The sequence below is a fragment of the Alishewanella agri BL06 genome (assembly GCF_000272005.1).
GTDB classification, from domain to species: domain Bacteria; phylum Pseudomonadota; class Gammaproteobacteria; order Enterobacterales; family Alteromonadaceae; genus Alishewanella; species Alishewanella agri.
Map to the genome: position 1 here is coordinate 182,865 of NZ_AKKU01000017.1, position 18,428 is coordinate 201,292.

The 18,428-nt window shown below is 50.2% G+C and carries 18 protein-coding genes; 6 read left to right on the forward strand and 12 right to left on the reverse strand.

All coding sequences use genetic code 11. From position 1 onward, the window contains the following. Positions 1-42: 42 nt before the first annotated feature. Positions 43-441, forward strand: coding sequence for a DUF4920 domain-containing protein (locus AGRI_RS10645; protein WP_008984945.1), 399 nt, complete (start codon positions 43-45; stop codon positions 439-441). Positions 442-560: 119 nt separating this feature from the next. Then, positions 561-1,889, forward strand: coding sequence for an IS4 family transposase (locus AGRI_RS10650; protein WP_008983000.1), 1,329 nt, complete (start codon positions 561-563; stop codon positions 1,887-1,889). Positions 1,890-1,930: 41 nt separating this feature from the next. Here the strand turns inward: AGRI_RS10650 and AGRI_RS10655 are convergent, their stop codons facing one another. Genes AGRI_RS10655 through ccoG form a run of 3 tightly spaced genes read right to left on the reverse strand, consistent with a single transcriptional unit; the run spans position 1,931 to position 5,046 of the window. Then, positions 1,931-2,566, reverse strand: a complete 636-nt coding sequence (locus AGRI_RS10655) for a thiol:disulfide interchange protein DsbA/DsbL (RefSeq protein WP_008984946.1) — start codon at positions 2,564-2,566, stop codon at positions 1,931-1,933. 46 nt (positions 2,567-2,612) lie between these two features. Further along, a complete protein-coding gene (locus AGRI_RS10660) occupies positions 2,613-3,626 on the reverse strand; it encodes a serine/threonine protein kinase (RefSeq protein WP_008984947.1) in 1,014 nt (337 codons plus the stop codon). Continuing rightward, the gene (ccoG, locus tag AGRI_RS10665; protein ID WP_040291813.1) at positions 3,613-5,046 is read right to left on the reverse strand and encodes a cytochrome c oxidase accessory protein CcoG; all 1,434 of its coding nucleotides are present in this window, start codon (positions 5,044-5,046) and stop codon (positions 3,613-3,615) included. The genes AGRI_RS10660 and ccoG overlap by 14 nt, the downstream gene beginning before the upstream one ends. Before the next feature lie 169 nt (positions 5,047-5,215). Here ccoG and AGRI_RS10670 point away from each other — a divergent pair, with 169 nt between their 5' ends. Next, positions 5,216-5,578, forward strand: a complete 363-nt coding sequence (locus AGRI_RS10670) for a hypothetical protein (RefSeq protein ID WP_008984949.1) — start codon at positions 5,216-5,218, stop codon at positions 5,576-5,578. A gap of 12 nt (positions 5,579-5,590) precedes the next feature. After that, the gene (locus AGRI_RS10675; RefSeq protein WP_008984950.1) at positions 5,591-6,013 is read left to right on the forward strand and encodes a DUF3010 family protein; all 423 of its coding nucleotides are present in this window, start codon (positions 5,591-5,593) and stop codon (positions 6,011-6,013) included. Between the two features lie 12 nt (positions 6,014-6,025). Here AGRI_RS10675 and AGRI_RS10680 read toward each other — a convergent pair whose 3' ends face one another. The 3 genes from AGRI_RS10680 to AGRI_RS10690 form a co-directional block, all read right to left on the reverse strand. Beyond that, positions 6,026-6,343, reverse strand: coding sequence for a hypothetical protein (locus AGRI_RS10680; protein ID WP_008984951.1), 318 nt, complete (start codon positions 6,341-6,343; stop codon positions 6,026-6,028). Further along, entirely contained in the window at positions 6,330-7,028 is a 699-nt protein-coding gene (locus AGRI_RS10685; protein ID WP_008984952.1) for a nucleotide-binding protein, read from the reverse strand. The genes AGRI_RS10680 and AGRI_RS10685 overlap by 14 nt, the downstream gene beginning before the upstream one ends. Positions 7,029-7,193: 165 nt before the next feature. Further along, complete coding sequence (locus tag AGRI_RS10690; protein ID WP_008984953.1) at positions 7,194-9,173, reverse strand: DNA topoisomerase III; 1,980 nt, start codon at positions 9,171-9,173, stop codon at positions 7,194-7,196. A 340-nt stretch (positions 9,174-9,513) separates the two neighbouring features. On the opposite strand from AGRI_RS10690, the gene AGRI_RS10695 reads away from it, so the two are divergent. Next, on the forward strand, positions 9,514-11,259 hold the full coding sequence (locus AGRI_RS10695; RefSeq protein ID WP_008984954.1) for a coiled-coil domain-containing protein: 1,746 nt from the start codon (positions 9,514-9,516) through the stop codon (positions 11,257-11,259). A gap of 12 nt (positions 11,260-11,271) precedes the next feature. Here AGRI_RS10695 and AGRI_RS10700 read toward each other — a convergent pair whose 3' ends face one another. The 4 genes from AGRI_RS10700 to AGRI_RS10715 form a co-directional block, all read right to left on the reverse strand. Further along, positions 11,272-12,165 (reverse strand): type 2 periplasmic-binding domain-containing protein, encoded by an 894-nt coding sequence (locus tag AGRI_RS10700; RefSeq protein ID WP_008984955.1) that lies wholly within the window; start codon positions 12,163-12,165, stop codon positions 11,272-11,274. 129 nt (positions 12,166-12,294) lie between these two features. Then, positions 12,295-13,398, reverse strand: a complete 1,104-nt coding sequence (locus AGRI_RS10705; protein WP_008984956.1) for an SLC13 family permease — start codon at positions 13,396-13,398, stop codon at positions 12,295-12,297. A 24-nt stretch (positions 13,399-13,422) separates the two neighbouring features. Continuing rightward, positions 13,423-14,259: a kinase gene (locus AGRI_RS10710; RefSeq protein ID WP_008984957.1), complete on the reverse strand. Its 837-nt coding sequence runs from the start codon at positions 14,257-14,259 to the stop codon at positions 13,423-13,425. Between the two features lie 42 nt (positions 14,260-14,301). Continuing rightward, positions 14,302-15,096: a peptidylprolyl isomerase gene (locus tag AGRI_RS10715; RefSeq protein WP_008984958.1), complete on the reverse strand. Its 795-nt coding sequence runs from the start codon at positions 15,094-15,096 to the stop codon at positions 14,302-14,304. A gap of 178 nt (positions 15,097-15,274) precedes the next feature. Between AGRI_RS10715 and AGRI_RS10720 the strand changes: the two genes are divergently transcribed. Continuing rightward, positions 15,275-16,582 (forward strand): short-chain fatty acid transporter, encoded by a 1,308-nt coding sequence (locus AGRI_RS10720; RefSeq protein ID WP_008984959.1) that lies wholly within the window; start codon positions 15,275-15,277, stop codon positions 16,580-16,582. Between the two features lie 4 nt (positions 16,583-16,586). On the opposite strand, the gene AGRI_RS10725 is transcribed toward AGRI_RS10720, so the two are convergent. Then, complete coding sequence (locus AGRI_RS10725) at positions 16,587-17,375, reverse strand: LytR/AlgR family response regulator transcription factor (RefSeq protein WP_050979296.1); 789 nt, start codon at positions 17,373-17,375, stop codon at positions 16,587-16,589. Then, positions 17,362-18,411, reverse strand: coding sequence for a sensor histidine kinase (locus tag AGRI_RS16200; protein ID WP_008984961.1), 1,050 nt, complete (start codon positions 18,409-18,411; stop codon positions 17,362-17,364). Before AGRI_RS16200 ends, AGRI_RS10725 begins: the two co-directional genes overlap by 14 nt. Positions 18,412-18,428: the final 17 nt, after the last annotated feature.

The following is an 18,428-nucleotide window of genomic DNA, read 5'->3' on the forward strand; positions in this document are numbered from 1 at the left end:
CCGCCGCTGCATAACAATCAGACAACTGAATAGGAGATCACGATGTTAAAACCATTAATTTGTGCCCTCAGCCTGGCCTTTGCCAGCTCAGCCGTGGTGCAGGCCGATACCGCTGTCACCTTTGGTGACGCAGTAAATAAACAGCAGGTGACCGCCGTCGCTGCTATCCTGGCCAAGCCAGCAACTTATCTGGAACAACAGGTTACAGTAGTAGGAGAAGTCACTGGGGTTTGCAGCAAACAACATTGCTGGATGACGCTGGCCACCGCCGAGAACGAGCCGCGTTTTCGGATCAAGGTTCGCGATGGCGAGATGGTATTTCCGTTAAGTGCTAAGGGTAAAACCGCCTACGCTACTGGCGTGGTTAAGGTTTGGCCACAGGGCGAAGGGCAACCGGATGCCTATCAGTTAGTGCCCAGCGCTGTCGAGATTGCCGAATAATAAAGTAAAAAGGCCGGCTATTGCCGTAATGCCGATCAGTTAATAGCTTTTCAGATCGGTTGACCGATCCAGTAGTTGGTATATAAAGGCCTACAGAATGAACTCTGTAGGCTTTTTTTATGCATATTAGCCAAGCGCTGGAAACCGTTTTAGTAAATAGTCATACCGTTGACTTTGATAGTTTGTCAGATGTTTTAGACCCTGGACTTATTGAAACAGGGCTTAGCATTGCCGGTGTATCCACGATCAGAACTCGCCGTCTTCCCATGGAGCAAATGGTATGGGCAGTACTGGGTATGGCCCTGTTTCGTAATATGTCTATAAAACAGCTTGTATCTCAGATGGATATCTTGTTGCCAGGCAAAGTACCTTATGTTGCGCCAAGTGCCGTCGTACAGGCCAGGCAGCGTTTAGGCTACGAAGCGATAGAGCATATATTTAATCTCACCGCTGGACATTGGAATCAGCAAGCTGACCATCCCAATTGGTGCGGATTAACGCTATTAGGTGTGGATGGTGTCGTGTTTCGCACCGAAGATACACCCGAGAATAGTGCCGCATTCGCCAGAACGAAGTCGCACACGGGAGAAGCCTGCTACCCACAAATTCGAATGGTATGTCAGATGGAGTTAACGAGCCATTTGCTCACCGCCAGCCGGTTTGACAGTGTTGATACTAATGAGATGATTTTAGCTGAGGACCTAATCCCTCATACCAGTGATAACTCTCTGACAATATTCGATAAGGGGTTTTACTCACTGGGTTTGCTTTATAAGTGGCAAAGCACAGGTGAACAACGCCATTGGTTACTGCCATTGAAGAAGCATACACAGTATGAAGTCATTCGGTCATTGGGCAAACAGGATCAACTGGTACGACTGACAACGACGCCCCAATCACGCAAGAAATTCGCAGACTTACCGCATACGATTGAAGCGAGATTGCTGACTAAAACCATTAAAGACAAAGAAGTCAAAATACTCTGCTCTTTGGTAGACCCGATGCGTTTTCCTGCCGCTGACATTGTTGATTTATACTCGACCCGCTGGGAAATCGAACTGGGCTTCAGGGAAATAAAGCAGTCAATGTTGCAGAATACCTACACACTGCGCTCAAGAAAACCAGATATGGTGAAACAAGAGCTGTGGGGAGTATTGCTGGCCTATAACTTGATCCGGTATCAGATGGTACTTATGGCTGCCTCGTTAGGAAAAGATATCACGCCAAGTCAGCTGAGCTTCAAAGAATCAGCAAGTTACATCGTATTCCAGTTAGCGACATTACCCTATGTTGCGCCAGGAAGAGTCCCACGGGTAGTGATGAATATTACCGAAATGGCGTCTTACTTCTTACTACCTGGACGACGAGAGCGATGTTACCCACGGTGTATAAAGTCGAGTAAGCAGAAATACCCTGTTAGAAAGAAAAATGCCGGTCAGCTTAACTGACCGGCATTAGGCTATTGCCGGCCCAATAACCAAAGAACAACTTATTCTTTACTCAGCAAATATTCTACCAGCTGTTGTAAATCCTGCTGCAGATTACGCTGGTTAAGGCTTTCGTTCAGAATCTTATATTTTCCGTTTACCACCAGCATCGGCACGCCGGTAAGTACCCGACGCTCGCTCAGCTCCTGCTGCTCTTTCATCATTTGGTTAACGGCACCACGCACACCAAAGCTACGCATCGCTTTGTCATAGGTTTCACCGTCGATATCATGAATCAGCACCAAGCTGCGGATGTCGTTCTCAGAGCGAAACGGCACCCGGCTCTGATGAATTTGATTAAAGATCGCCGTAGACACCTGGTCGCCTTTACCCAGGTTTTTGGCAACAACATAAGCTCGTGCCAGCGCATTTTGGATTTCCGGCGATGCTGCACGTATAAAATCGACATGGGATTTCTTAAGCTCTGTTCCCTCGGGTAATGATTTCGCTAAGCTCTGCACTATAGGCTCAAACGAATAACAGCCACCACAGTAAAATGAAAAATATTCTTTCACTTCTGGTTTAGCAGTTTTCTGTTCTGCAATCACTTCATAATGTTTGCCGGCCTGAAAATTACTGGCCATGGCAGATAAGGGTAACAACACAGCTGCAGCAGCAGCTACAAACCACTTTTTCATTCTTTAACCTCTGGTTAGTCGGAGTTTGTCCAAGCTTATCAAATTCTCAGTAGTCTGGCACCAGACTGAGTGGGGGTTGTTGCAATAAAGCCAGCTGCTCTTTTAATGCCAGGCATTGCTGTTCCCAGTATTTGTCTGTGGCAAACCAGGGAAAGTTCATTACAAAGGCTTGATCCTGCCAGCGCCTGGCCAACCAGGCCATATAATGAATCATACGCATCGCGCGTAATGGTTCGATCAGTTTTAATTCGGCCGGGTCAAAATCGCAGTACTGCTCATACTCTTCCAACATCAGCTCCAGCGTTTCGCGCTGTTGTCGCCGATCGCCGGATAACATCATCCAGATATCCTGCATCGCAGGGCCGCTGCGACAATCATCCAGATCGACAAAAAACGGGCTCTCGCCGGTGTAAAACAAGTTGCCGGCATGACAATCGCCATGCAGCCGGATCAGCTTTTTCGGTTGATACTGCCGGGTCGCTTCCGCGATAACTTGCTGCAGCGCACTATCAAAAGCCGGTCGCAGATAGCCCGGAATCAATTCCAGCTCTGCCAGTACTTGCTGGCTATGCTGTAAATGGCTTTGCACACTGAGCTCAGGGCGTTCCGTAAAGACGTGCTTGCGGCCGACCTGATGCATCCGCCCCAAAAACCGGCCCAGCATCGCGAGTTGATCGTCGTTATCGATCTCCAGCGTGCGGCCACCACGACTGGGAAAGACCGCAAAATAAAACCCCTGATAACCAAGTAAGCTCTCACCGGCAAATAGCAAAGGTGCCACTACCGGGATCTCCGCCGCCGCCAGTTCAAACGCAAATTGATGTTCTTCCTGAATTTGCGCCGACGTCCAGCGCTGTGGTCGGTAAAACTTCACCACCATTTTTTCCGGGCGTACCGCTGCATTGCGGTAAGCATTAAACTGATAGACCCGGTTTTCATAACTGTTTAAAGCGAGCAGGCCTGAACTGACATCCAGGCCATAATGCTGCAGCGCATCCAGAATCAGATCCGGCTGCAGCGTCGAGAAATCAAAACGTTGCCCGATATCAACGGCCGGCAAAGAATTTATTCTCCTGTGATACCCGCACGTCCGGCGCATCTTTATGGCTGATGCTAAAGGTCAAATCCAGCACCGGCCGCCGCGCCTCGTACGGGTCGAGAGACAAACTGACGACGACATTCCGGCTTTCTCCGCCCGCCAGCGTCACTTCAGTTGGGCCAATCCAGTTCAGGTTTTCAATGCCACTGACTTCCAGCACAAAGGTTTTTTCCTGCTGCGATTTATTGATAATCCCCAGGGTATAGGTGTTTTCAATCAGGCCTTCCGGCGTTTCCCGATACAGGGCACCGCGGTCACGGATAATATCCAGCTCCAGCGGTTTACGGATCGCCAGGTTCACCATAAAGGCACCACATACCACCAGTAATACCAGAAAGTAACCGAGCAGCTTGGGCCGGAATACTTTTGCTGGCCGACCTTGCAGCGTATGTTCAGTGGTATAGCTAATCAGACCTTTCGGATAACCCATTTTTTCCATGGTATCGTCACAGGCATCAATACAGGCACCGCAGTTGATACACTCATACTGCAAGCCATTACGGATATCGATCCCGGTCGGACAAACATGCACACACAGGTTACAGTCGATACAATCACCCAGTCCTTTTTCTTTGTACTGCAGATCTTTCTTACTGCGCGGGCCTCGGCTTTCGCCACGGGCAGCATCGTAAGTCACGGTGTAGGTATCTTTATCAAACATCGCGGATTGGAAGCGGGCGTAGGGGCAGATGTGGGTACACATAATTTCGCGCATCCAACCAGCATTACCATAGGTACAAGCCGCAAAGAACAATACCGACAGCGTTGACCAAAACCCGGCTTGCCAGGTAAAGAAATCAATAAACAGCGGGCCTATAGGGGTGAAGTACCCGACAAAAATCAGGGCGGTAAGCAGCGCAAAGGCCAGCCAGCAAAAATGGGTCAGGGCTTTACGCCAAAACTTATTAAAGCTCATCGGCTCCTGATCAAGCTTCATCCGTTGGTTGCGGGTGCCTTGGATCTTTTCTTCAAACCACATAAAGATAAAGGTCCAGACCGTCTGCGGACACAGATAACCACACCAAACCCGGCCATAAAAGGTGGTGACAAAAAACAGCGCATAGGCGGCGATCATAAAGATCCAGGCCAGTAAGGTAAAATCCTGTGGCCAGAGCGTTAAACCGAAGATGTTGAATTTTTGCTCGAAAATATCCAGTAAAATGGCTTGATGACCGTTGAACTGGATCCAGGGCAACACGAAAAACAGCGCCATAAACACAAAGCCAATATTGCGGCGCAGACTTTGGTGTAACCCCTTTACCGCCCGCACATAAATCCGATCCCGGGAGGCATATTTAGCGTTGTTACTTTCCGGAGGGCGGTGAATTTTCACCTCGGTCGGAATATTTTTTACATCAATCTTTTGCTTGTCCACCATCATTCCCCAGCTATGACTTACAGCGGGTTAAGTATATCAGTAACCGGCGGCAAATAATTGATATAAAATAACTGTACATCAGGAAAAACGCTGAGCCGGCAGCAAAGACAGCTAATGCGATAGCCATGGATTTCCGTTAAACTAGGTCGCATTGAACTGGCGGAGTGCAGTAATGAAAAAAATCTTTTGGTTTGTCGTGCTATTTTTGTTGCTACTGACATTTTCCGGGGAGCCGCCTCTGAAACCGTATCGCGATAAAATCATCGAGTATGCCTTGAGTCTGGTGCCAGCTGAGTGGCAGAGCGATAGCCAGGCAGTTGCCTCCATTCAGCGCGATCTCAATGCTTATGCGCAGACTCTGGGCTTACGGCAGCAGGAGTTTCTGGCCACCGCCGCCGCCAACAAAGACAGTATCCTGAGTTTTCGGCAAAATTACTGTGTAAATAAAGATTTTAATCCGGTACTGTTCGGTGAGCCCTTGCAGCGCAGCTGCAGCATTATTGATAAGTACTATGATCGCCTAACCGGCAACTAAACAGGATCAACCATGCGAGTATGTGGCGTAGAAATTAAAGGCAGTGAAGCCATTTTATGTTTAATGGAATATCAGAATGGTTTGTATAACTTACCCGACTGCCGGCAGATCCGTCTGGCGTTAAGCCAGGATCAGCAGGCAGAGAACGTACGTAAGTTTCAGTTTGCGATGCGTAAACTGGTAGAAGATTACAAAATTCAACAATTAATCATTAAAGAAAGACCGCAGAAAGGTAAATTCGCCGGTGGTGCTGTCGGCTTTAAAATCGAAGCCGCTTTGCAGCTACTGGATAATTGCGACACCACCCTAATGTCTGCTACCGAGCTAAAAGAGAAAATCAAACGTTTCCCCATTCCGGTAGACTTTAAAGCCACAGGTTTAAAAGCATTTCAGGAAACCGCTTTTCTCACCGCTTATGCGTTTTTAGCCCGCTAAAGCCGCAGTATGCTAGCTGCCGCCAGGCGGCAGTTTAGCTTTGGCCGTTTTCAACTCTGATAAATCAAATTGTACTGATTGCGTGGCACGTAAAATCAATTTGCGAATTAACTTTGATTTTGGCTCGCCAGTTAACGCACTTAATTCGTTCAGCGCACTAATGGCTTCTTCACTCAACGTAAAGGTAGCATGACGCATCGGCAAACGCGGCTGGTCATCTTCGTCGGGCAATAACTGTCTAAGGCTGACAATTTGTGGCAGCCCTAGCGCATAATTGTGTGCATCATCAATAAACTCATCTACGGTAAAGCTGGGTTTATTTGACTGCAAAGACTTTTTCTTCAGGTCGCTTAGCGCCATCTTCTTGTATCGCCTTCATCGACAGCAGTTCTTCAATAATCGCCCGGATTTCGCTGGCGGCTTTGCCCTCGTTATCCACATCCATTACCGACAGACCTTTTTCTTCACTGTCATCATAGATATTACGACTATAAGTGATATTGTCTAATACCCGCAAATTAAAACTTTTGCATACTTCTTTGGCGTCCAGAATACGGTTAGCCTGATTGGGTAAGGCCGGGCACTGGGTTAATACACAACCCACTATCATTTCCGGGTTAACCACATTACAGGCACTGACCAAGTCTTCTAAGTGTTCCAGTGTTTTCAGGTCGCGCCGCTTAGGCCGCAGTGGAAATAACACATGACTGGCAACCACCATGGCAGAGCGCAACGCAACGCTATCCTGACCACCGCAGTCAACCACCACCACATCATAATGCATTTCCAGACTTTTTAGTTCGTAGCGGATCTTACCGTACATCTGCACACAGTTAATCCAGGGCAGTTCCGGATTCATATGCCGCTCCTGCACCCAGTCCGACGTTGTGCGTTGCGGATCGCAGTCTACCAGCATGACATTGGCATTCTTTTCCCGCGAAAAGTAGACGGCAATATTTTGCGCCAGACAGCTTTTGCCGCTACCACCTTTTTCACCACCAACAAGCAATATCATTTTGTGCACCTTCTCTGGATAAAAACAGCGCTGGCTGTCTGCTCTGATGTTACACACCGTTAAGTGTAGGCGAAGTTATGGCTATCTCCAGCTTTTGACCGAAAATTCACCATCCTATATTCAGCATAAAGCAAAGTGGGGTAGAAAAAAGGAAGCTTTGTATTTTCAAGTGGCAGGCCTTGTCCGGCGCCCCTTAGCGCGGGTTGCTGCACGCCTTTTATAATTCTTTTGGGTTAGTTTACGGGAACGAACCGGTGCACTGGCCGTTAATTGCAAGTGCGCCGTTGTTGCTGCATCCTGTACCAATTGCTGCAACTGTTGCTGCAGCGGCAGCATAAATTGTTGATAGCTCTGCTGGCGCTGACTTATCCCGGCCAGTGCAGCTTCCCATTGTGCTGTCAAATCCGGTAAGGTCAGGCGCTCCGGTAGCGCCGCGATTAACGCTTTGCCGGTGTCGGTGGCCAGAATCGTTTTACCCTGCCGCAGCAGATAGCCCCGTTTAAATAATAATTCGATAATGCCGGCACGGGTCGCTTCGGTGCCAAGACCATCGGTGTCTTTCAGGATCTGCCGTACCGCCGGATCTTTTACATAGCGGCTAATCCCGGTCATCGCCGCCAATAAGGTGGCATCGGTAAAGGCTGCCGGTGGCTGCGTCTGTTTCTCCAACACCAGGGCATCGGCACTGTGTAATAGCTGGCCCTCAGTGAGCGCGGGTAAAGCCGTTGCCGTAACGGGTTCCGCAGCGACGGCCTGCGGATTTTCTCTACCTTTGTCGGGATCGGCCCGGAACAACTGTTTCCAACCTGCTTGCCGCTCGGTTGTCGCCGTGGCGAGAAAATGACCGCCATTGATACTGATGCTGACCTTTTGTTCATCCTGTAGCGCAGCCGGATAAAACTGCGCCAGATAATAGTGGGCAATCAGCTGATAGACTTTTTGCGCACTGCCCGTCAGGCGGCCTGGTGCAACCTTATTTGCGGTAGGAATAATCGCATGATGCGCTTCAACCTTAGTATCGTCCCAGGCTTTAGAGCGTAAGTTTAAATCCGCGTGCCGGACGGCCGTTGCCAACGTTGGAAGTTGCTGCAAAATAGTCGCCGTCACTGCCGGCGCATCCTGATGGTGAGTCTGCGGCAAATAGCGGTTATCCGAGCGTGGATAGGTGATCAGCTGCTGTTGCTCGTAAAGTTGCTGGCAGATATCCAACACTTGCTGCGCACTCAAACCATAACGTTTAGCCGCTTCAATCTGTAGGGTCGATAAATTCAGAGGTAACGGCGGTGCTAATGTCTTCTGCCGCCGCGTTAGCTGTTCCACCTTTGCCGGCTGCTGAGAGACTTTGCGCTGTACCAGCTCCGCTAACTGCCGCGATAACACTCTACCCTCACTATCCTGATAGGGTTCACAGGCAGCACTGGGTTGCCACAGTGCACTAAAACTTTCCCCGGCGGCGGTTTGCAGTTGAGCCTGCACCTGATAATGCGTGGTACTGACAAAATTAGCGATCTCGGCATCACGCCGCACCACCAAACCCAACACCGGCGTTTGTACCCGCCCCACCGAGAGTACACCGCGATAACCACTTTTTTGGCCTTGCAGGGTGTAAGCCCGGGTCAGGTTAATACCGTACAACCAATCGGCTCTGCTGCGAGCCAGGGCAGAAGCCGATAGGGCAGCGAAATCGCTATTAGCTCTGAGTTGCTGTAACGCTTTGGTCACGGCAGCCGGGTTTAAATCATTAATCAGTAAGCGCCGGGTCGCGGCCAATTTACTTTTCGCCGTGCCGGCCCAATTCAGCACTTCATCCACCAACAGCTGACCCTCACGGTCCGGATCGCCGGCATGCACCAGCGTATCCGCTGCTTTGATCAGTTGTTTCAATAAACGTAATTGTGTAGCGCAACCCTGACGCGCTTTAAGTTGCCATTGCTGAGGCACTATTGGCAAATCCGCTGTCTGCCACTTTTTGTAGCGGGGATCATAGTCTTCCGGCTCAGCCTGCTCCAGCAAGTGGCCGACACACCAGCTGACTACATCACCATTAGCCAGCCTGATGCACCCCGCTTGCTTCTGCTGTGGTTTAGGTAAAACGGCGGCTATTGCACGCGCCAGGCTGGGCTTTTCGGCGATATAGAGAATCATAACCAGATCAACAGGCCTTAAGATAACTGTATAAATAATCAGTTACTTTAGCCAGAAAATGCCGTGATAGCAAAACAATCTGACGGTGTACCTTGAGTGCTAATACCTTCGGGTTATTTTGATCGGCGTAGAGCCGGTGTTTTCTGTTGAAGAATTTACCAACAAAAAATTAATAATTATATCTATCAAAGCTTTAGTAAATTTCAATCAAACAGCCCTTGCGTTGTGTAAATTTTGTGCAATCAGCGTTTGCTGTCCTACCTGCTATTACGTAAGCTTTCGTTCCGGGCCAGTCGTTAATCGCCGCGCCTCCAATTATTAGCGTTAAAGGTACATAATCATGTCGCAATATACTGATGTGAAAAGGATTTGTGATGATTTAGAGAGTTCCGGCAAAGCGGTATCTCTGGATTACTTGCTGTCTAAAGTATCAGATGCTCAAGCCAGTGTTGTGTCACATTATAAAAAGTGGCGCACCGAGCAAGGGCAGCAGCGGCAGCAGGACAACCTGTCCGGCTTTAGTGAAGATTTTATTGCTGCGTTTCAGCGCGAAGCACAAAAACAAACGCAGTGGCAAACTGATCAGCTGACGAAACAGCTGGCAGAGGCGTTACAAGCCGAAGTGAAAGCCGTGGAACAAGTGCAGGCACTGCAACAGCAAATGCGGCAAACCGAGCAACGCAGAACGGAACTGGAACAGGCGCTAACGGCACAACAGCAACAATTGGCAACCCAGGCCGACAATTTTGCTATTGTCAGTGCCGAGCGTGACCAGTTAGCGCAAGAGATGCAACAGCTGCAACAACAGCTGAACACCCAACAACAGCATTTTCAGCAGCTGCAGCTTGAACTGACAGCAGCAGTTGCCGCCAGCGGCGAGCATGCTGAACAAGCGCAACAGTTACAGCAACAACTGTTGGCCGCTCAACAAAATTTGGCCGAACAGGAGCAGCAGTTAAACCAACTGCAGCAGCAGTATCAAAGTGCACAGCAACAAATTAGCGAATTGCAGCACGCGGTTAATGCAGCTGAGCAGGCGCAACATCAACTGCTGCACACTGAACAGCAGCTGGTCGCGTTGCAGCAGCAATTAACTGTGGCGAATGAAGCTGCTACCGCACAGCAAGATCAGTTGCTGCAGCTGCAGCAACAGCTGCAACTGGAGCAACAAAAAGCACTGACGCTGACTGAAGAACACGAGAGCCTGCGCAGAAAAAATGCCGAGCAACAGCGCCAGTATTTCGAGTCTAAAAAACAAATCCATCAGCAATTGGCAGATTATGCCGAACAGTGCGCCGAGCTCACCGCTGAGCGCGATCAGATCCTGGCAAGCTTAAAAACCGGTAGTGCTAACGCCGCCGATACGGCACTGAGTCAGCAAATAGATAATCTGCAACAACAAAACCAGCAACTGCAGCAACAGTTAGCTGTCTTGTCTGAACAGCCTGCGCAGCCCGATCCGGCTATCGTTACCGAGCTGCAGCAACAAATTGCATCGTTACAACAACACAACAGTACGCTGCTGCACACCCAGCAGGCAGAGCAAAGCGCAGCCACAGAAGCCCTGCAGGCGGCGCAACAGCAAATTCAGCAACTGCAAGCTCAGCTGGCAGCGGCTCAGGCGGTAGAACAGGATTCAGTAACACGGGAAGCACTTGAAGCTGAACGCGACGAAGCTATTGCGGCGGCGGCACGCCAGGCTGATCAGGTAGCGGAATTACAACACGAGCTGCAACAACTAAAAGCTATGTTAAGCGCACCGGCGAATGAGAACACGGATAATGTTGAGCAGTTAAGAGCCGCGATCGCCTTATTGAAGCACCAGAGTGCTCTGACAGCTAATCACCAGGCGGAACAGCGCGAAACCATTAAACAATTGCGGGAAGAACTGCAGCAACAGCGTGATCAGGCTGCACAAATTCAGGTAGAACGTTATCAGTGGTCAAAACAAAAGTTGCAGTTAGAAGAGCAGGTTAACTTTGTTAAATCTAACTCCGCTGCCACTATTGAACGCTTAACCCGTTATCGTGAACAGGCTCAGGAGCGGATTGAGCAACTGGAGCGCAAGTTGCAGGAATGTTGTTAAACCAGGTAATGTTTATTGCGGCGGGCAAGCTTTAGCCGGAGCAGCCAACAACTGCTCCGGTGTATAAGCAAAACGCTGTAACGCCTTACGGCTGGCTTCGCTTAAATTTGGATTTTCCAGCTGCAGCACCCGGCGCCGTTCGCAACGTAGCCGGTTAACGATATCGCCATAGTGACGACGAAAATGCCGTTGCACCACGCCCTCGGCATGAGCGCGCTCCAGGCCCTTTTGTAACCGCTCAGCCAGCTGTGGAAAGCTCTTCGAGACAAAAATCATCGATAACTGCGGGTAATGTAGCAATAACTGCTGTTCGGCAACTAAACCGCTGGCATGCTCGTTTTGCAAATCACGCGCTAGTTCGTCGGCGCTGCGGGCGAAACAATCAAAGCGCTGTTGCCGTACCATCTCAAACAACAAACTATACAAAGGATTGGTGACGACGGTCAGATTATTATGGCGCAATACCGCCACATCTGGCCAGTGTGTACCCTGGCCAATACTCAGGTCGGCTTTCTGCCAGTCTTGCAGATTGTGAATCGCATCAAACTTATATTGTTGTCCGCTATTAATGATACATAAGCGATAACCCAATAAGCCCTGACTCAATGGAAAATAGACCGGTAACAGGTCGCGCTCGCGCTCCGGCGATGGCGCAAACACCACCAAATGCAGCAGCTTGCCATCCTTCAATAGTTGCTCGGCCCGCCCCTGTACCATTTCACCACTAAAGGTCAGCGTTGCTGGACCATACTCTGCTTCGGTCACTTTTAACGCATATTCAATTAGTTCGCGGTGAGGTGAGGTTTCCAGATAATCGGCGGCAATTATCGGCGTAGCGGCGCCTACCGCTGGATGCTGCAATGCCAGACAACTTAAGGTTAATAACCATGAGCAAAATAAACGCATACGGATCCCTCTGTCCGAACCTAATGCCGAACCTGCTTAACACCTGCTCTCGGGGCAGCTCCTGCTGTTCTTATCACCATCTTAGACTGCTGCTGCAGAATATAAAAGCTGACGAATGATAACGACGATCTATATCAGCGCCCAACCCAACGCCAGACTCAGTATAAATACCGGCAGCGACCAATAATGAAACTCACGCCATAAACCCTGCTGCTTACTCAGCCGCAGGGCAATCAGGTTGGCCAGCGAACCTATAGCGAGCCCGAAGCCACCAACACTGACTCCCCAGCTTAAGGCCTGCCAATCATCAGTAAAATGCTGTAAAAAAATCGCTGCAGGTACATTGGAAATCAGTTGCGATAACATGGCAGCTCCGGTGTAGCTGCCTTGTGGTAATGCCAGCAGTGCCGTTGCCAGCTGTTGCATTAAAGGTAGTTGTGCCAATAAACCGAGATCGATAAACATCAGGCCGAATACCAGTAGTAATAACCAATCAATCCCGAAGACGACACTGCGTTTAGTGATTAGAAATGCAGCCAGCACCGCAGCGGCAGCATAAGGCGCTAATTGATATTCCATTGCCAGAATAAACAACGGATACCCCGGCAAGGCCCAATACAGCAAACGCCGGTTATCCAGGCTGGTGTTGTGAGGTACCTTAATACTTAAGCGGCGAGCACTAAATGCCGGGTAACTAAGCAGTATGATCAAAAGCAGCAGGCTAAACGCCAGCGGTGCCATCATTAGCGTAAACTGCCAGAAACTGTAACCAGAAGCTTGCCATAACAATAAATTTTGCGGATTACCGATCGGTGTTAAGGCTGAACCAGCGTTGACCGCCAGTGCCAGAAAGATAATTAGCCGGCCACTGGCCAGGCCGGTTAAACGGCCCAGACTTAACGCAATCGGCACCAAAATAAACAAGGCCACATCATTGGTTACCACGGCAGCCAACAGGGCAGCAAATAATAACAACAGGGCCGCCAACAGCCACTCCACATGACAGCGCGCCACCAGCCAGGCGGCAAAACGTGCCAGATAGCCGCTGTCCTCTAAAGCGCGGCTGAGCAACATTAAACCGGCAAGAGCAGAAACCGTCTGCCAGTCTACCAGCGCCAGCATGTCGCCGGGTGTAACAGGCTGCAGCCAGAGCAGAAGCGGTAGCAGTAACACTAAGGTTAGCAACAGGTAGTCTTCTGTCAGGCGGGATAAGACCAGGCGCAGCATCAGCATTGTTTGGCAGGGCTCCTGTTCCGGTTAACAGCTCAGAGTTGGCTGCTGTAGCACGTCCAGCACCACAGTATAGTTTGCCCGTGCCGGTAACTGCTGATAACTCAGTTCGGTCAGACGCTGAAAAAACAACATAAAACGTTGTAACTGTGCATCACTCATGCCGGCGCCACGTTGCTGCCACAGTTGTTGTTCTTGCCGCTGGCGCCAGCGACAAATACTTTGCCAATCCGGCGCTTTTAACCAAATCAGCGGTTTGAGTAAACAGAAGTAGTCATGATAGGCACCTGCCAGCTGCTGATTAACATATTTGCGCCAGTGAGCCTGCGGATCCTCCGCGACTTCCAGTGTATTCACTGGCCGCACCAACTCGGCTGCAGATTGCGCTTGTAATCCCAGACACCAACCTTCAACAAGCAATAGATCCAGCGTTACAGCAGGTCGGTCTGGTCGCCGCTCATCCAGTGCTTTATCGAATACCGGCAGCGCGACTGGCTGCCCGGCCATAACTTGCTGCGCATCGGCAAGCGCCTTATGAATGTCATGTGTGCCGGGCACACCTCGTTGTGCCAGTAGCGGATGCACTTGCTCAGCCAGCGCTGCGCGCCCTGTCTTTGGCAAGTAATAATCGTCCAGTGAGACACTGGTGCAGCGGATCCCCCGATATTGCAGCTCCGTTGCTAACAGCGCTGCCAAGGTACTTTTACCCGTACCCTGGGCACCACTAATCCCAATTACAGTGGGCTTGGACATTGCAGTCAGGGGCAAGGCTAAACTAAGGAGTACCTGTTTATAGGCTGCACTGGCCGGCTCAGCCAGCGCCAGTTTGGATAATTGTTGCAGTGTATCAGTAGAAAGCGGCATTTACAGACGCCCTGCCAAGCACCATTGGCAGGGCTGCGCGAGTTAATTTTTAACGCGACGGCGTAACCATGCCAGCGGTAGTAGCAGTAACAACAGGAAATTAACGGCACCACCAGAGCTGGAGTTGTCTTCTTCCTGTACTGGTGCATCAACCTGGGCTTCATTGGCAACAGGTGACAAGCCGGCTGCGGTATCTGGCCGATCATCTACCACTACGATACTCTCTATCATCACCAGATTATCCGGTGTAACAGTCTTACCGGCAGCAGCATCGGCTGCGGTGTAGTCGCGTAATGGAATACTGGTTGCCGCTCCGCCCATATTAAAGCGCTTTAATTCGGCAATTTGGTCCAGAATTTCTAAGCCTTGTGCAGAAATTTGACCAAAAACGGTAAAACCACCGTTTTGAGAATCCAGACGCGCGTCACCAGCATGGTTGTCTTTTAAATTAAAAAACCATTGGCTGGTTGCACTGTCAGGTTGCCCGTCTAATTTAGCCATAGCGATAGTGCCACGGCGGTTCGACCATTTTTTCTCATTCTTTACCGCAGGAAAAGTACGGATCGATTTTAACGGTAATTCACCGGGGTAGTACAAACCGCCGCCCTGCACCACGAAATCTGGCACCATACGGTGAATAACTGAATTGTTGTAACGTTCTGCTTCAACATATTTCAGAAAGTTAGCCACCGTTTCCGGTGTAGTCTCATCAAATAAATTGACCTCAAAATTACCGAGTGAGGTTCTGAACTCAACAATCGTCGCCTGAGAAGAGAATGACAGCGCACTGCCGACTAATAATGCCGCACCGGCGATAAGTTTTTTTGTAAATTGCATCTTGGTATCCGTTTCTGTCCCGAAGCGCCTAGCATACTGCAGATCCAAGCCCCGAGGCCAGCCATAAAAGGTGGAAAGCTAACCAGAAGTGGTCCAAGCACCTAGCTGTTAGCTAGTGCTAACGCTGTGAATGCTTTAAGGTATCCCTAATCACAATAAGTAATAAAAAGAGCCTGTTATGCTAAATACCGCTGCTAAACCCTTTGTGAGGCTGGTGGAGCGTTATCTGCCAGATCCTTATATCTTTGTGTTGTTACTGACGTTGGTGGTGTTTGCTGCCGCCATGCTGTTTGAACAACAAAGCCCGCTGGCGGTGGTCACACAGTGGGGCGATGGTTTCTGGGGTCTGCTCAGCTTTTCGATGCAGATGTTACTGGTGCTGGTAGCAGGTTATATGCTGGCCAGTACGCCACTGGTGACCGGCTTACTGAATCGTCTGGCCGCGCTGGCGAAAAGTCCGGGCCAGGCCATTATACTGGTGACACTGATTTCACTATTGGCCAGCTGGCTGAACTGGGGCTTTGGGTTGGTGGTTGGCGCCTTATTTGCGAAAGCGCTGGCACGGCAAATTCAGGTCGATTACCGCTTGCTGGTAGCCAGTGCCTATTCTGGCTTTATTGTCTGGCATGGCGGCTTAGCCGGTTCAGTGCCACTGACTATTGCCACACCCGGACACTTTAGTGAAAACCTGATTGGTTTGATTCCAACGACTGACACCATCTTTGCCAACTTTAATCTGCTGTTGGTCGCCATTCTGTTTATCGCGGTGCCGCTGGTTAACCGCTTGATGCTGCCCAAAGCCGCTGACAGCATCTATGTCGACCCGGCTAAATTGCAGGACCAACCCGCGCGAGTTGGCAGTAATGAGCGGCCGGCCGATAAACTGGAAAACAGTATGTTGCTGGCGCTGTTAGTAGGCTTTGCCGGTATCGCCTATCTGGTGCAGTATTTTGTCAAAGGCGGCAGTTTAAATCTGAATATCGTCAACTATTTGTTTATCTTTCTTGCCATAGTGCTACACGGCACGCCGCGCCGTTTACTGCACAGCTTGCAACAAGCAATTCAGGGCGGTGCCGGTATTGTAATTCAGTTCCCGTTTTATGCCGGCATTATGGCAGTCATGATTCAATCCGGGCTGGCGCAGAGTATGTCAGAGTGGTTTGTTAGTTTCGCCAGTGCCCACAGCTTACCGTTCTGGAGTTTTATCAGTGCTGGTATCGTCAATATCTTTGTGCCCTCGGGTGGTGGTCAATGGGCGGTGCAGGCACCGGTAATGTTGCCTGCAGCACTAGAGCTGGGCGCCGATGTTAATCGGGTCGCGATGGCGGTGGCCTGGGGCGATGCCTGGACCAATATGATTCAGCCGTTCTGGGCGCTACCGGTACTGGCAATTGCCGGGTTAAAAGCGAAGGACATTATGGGCTTTTGTCTGATGCAACTACTGATCAGTGGTGTCATTATCAGTCTGGTGCTGACCTTTGCCTAAGGCTTTAACCGGTGCTTAGCCCTAACCAGCGATTAAATTCGCTGGTACGGCTCTGGCTGGTTTTCAGCTGGATACCAGCCGGCATATAGAGCGTCAGAGTGTTTTTACAATAACGCTCTAAGCGCTGAATATGTAGCCCCTGCACCAGCTCACTGCGGTTAATCCGGAAAAAGCGCGCCGGATCCAGTGCCGCCTCTGCTGCCTGTAACGAAGCATAGGGCAGAAAATGTCGTTTCCCTGCCTGATCAAAGGCCATCACCAGGTTGCCATCGGCCTGCAGATACAGAATCTGTGCCACCTCCAGAAAGTAGATCTGTTGCTGCTGCCGGATTGGGATCCGTGTGACATAGGACGGCTGGGGAATGGGCAAATGTTGTAGCAGCGTTTGTAACTGCTGCGCCAGGGCGTTGTTGCCGTGTTCTGGTTTCGCGGTTAACAGCCGGAATTTCTGCCAGGCTTGTTGCAGCTTAGTCAGATCGTATGGCTTTAGCAGATAAGCAATCCCCAGTGAGTCAAACGCCGCCAACATAAAGTCATCATAAGCGGTGATAAAAATAACCGGGCAGGGCGGCGTCTGCTGTTGATAACATTGAAAAACATTGCCATCGAGCAATTCAATATCTGAAAAAATCAGATCGGCGCACTCGCCGCTGCTCAGCCAGGCCTGCGTTTCGCTGACGCTGCTAAGCTCTGCGATAACCTGTATAGGTTCCGCGATTTGCTGCAGTAAACGCTTTAGCTTACTGCGCGCCAGCGGTTCATCTTCAATAATGACGACATTAAACATGAGCATGTTCTTCCAATAAGGGCAGACTGACGCTGAACTGCTGCGTATCACGGCTGATGCGGATATTTTCACCCGATAAAAATAACCACTGCTTCGCCAGATTCGCCAGACCAACACCATTGCCTGTTACCGGTACCGGCTTGGGTTGCAGCGGATTACTGATCTCCAACCGGCCATCCCGCACCACTACCGCGACCCGTAATGGCTGCGCAGCTGAACCCTGATTATGCAACAGCGCATTCTCTAACAACAGTTGCAAACTAAAGGGGGGCAACCAATAGGTTGCGCCCTGGTCATCAGCCTTAATCTCGAGCTGATAGCCGTCGCCCAGCCGCAGCTGCATTAACTGGAAATAGTGACGGGCGAAATTCAGCTCATCGCTCAGTGGCACCAGTTGCTGCTCAGCATAACGCAATGACATCCGGTATAAACTGGCAAAGTGTTGCAAATAACTGCTGGCCTGCTCCGGCGCCACCGCAATCAACTCATCGAGAGTATTCAGCGCATTAAACACAAAATGCGGGTTCATTTGCGCCTTTAATTGCTGTAATTGTAAAGCGGCCAGCTGCTGCTGATAGTCGGCCAGCTGCTGGCGGTACGCTGCGGCCTGCTGACTATGGTGATAGGCGAGATAGAGCCCCGCATACAACACAAAATCCACGACCTGACTGAGATTGCTATGCAGCAGCGTTTCTGGATTAAAATTTCGGGCCAGATTACCAAACAGCGCTGCAATCAGCAGACCCAGAGCATTAGTAAACAACAGGTAGGCACCAAGCCCCAGCGCAAAGCTACGCAGATATATTGAATGACGGTTACCGGATGGCGCCACTTCCGCTTGCCGATTTAACCAAAACCTTAACAGCACAAAAATCAGCAGTGCGGCGGCAAAGCTGGCCAGCGGCCCCTCGGGTGTCAGCACATACCAGGACATCATACCGGCCCGCACCCGGTTGCTGATTACCAGCAGATAACTGAATACGAATACCAGTAGCAGAAAAGTGCGGTCAACCTGTAAATATCTGAGGAAAGCTTGCCACATAAAAGGTCGTCCTTGTT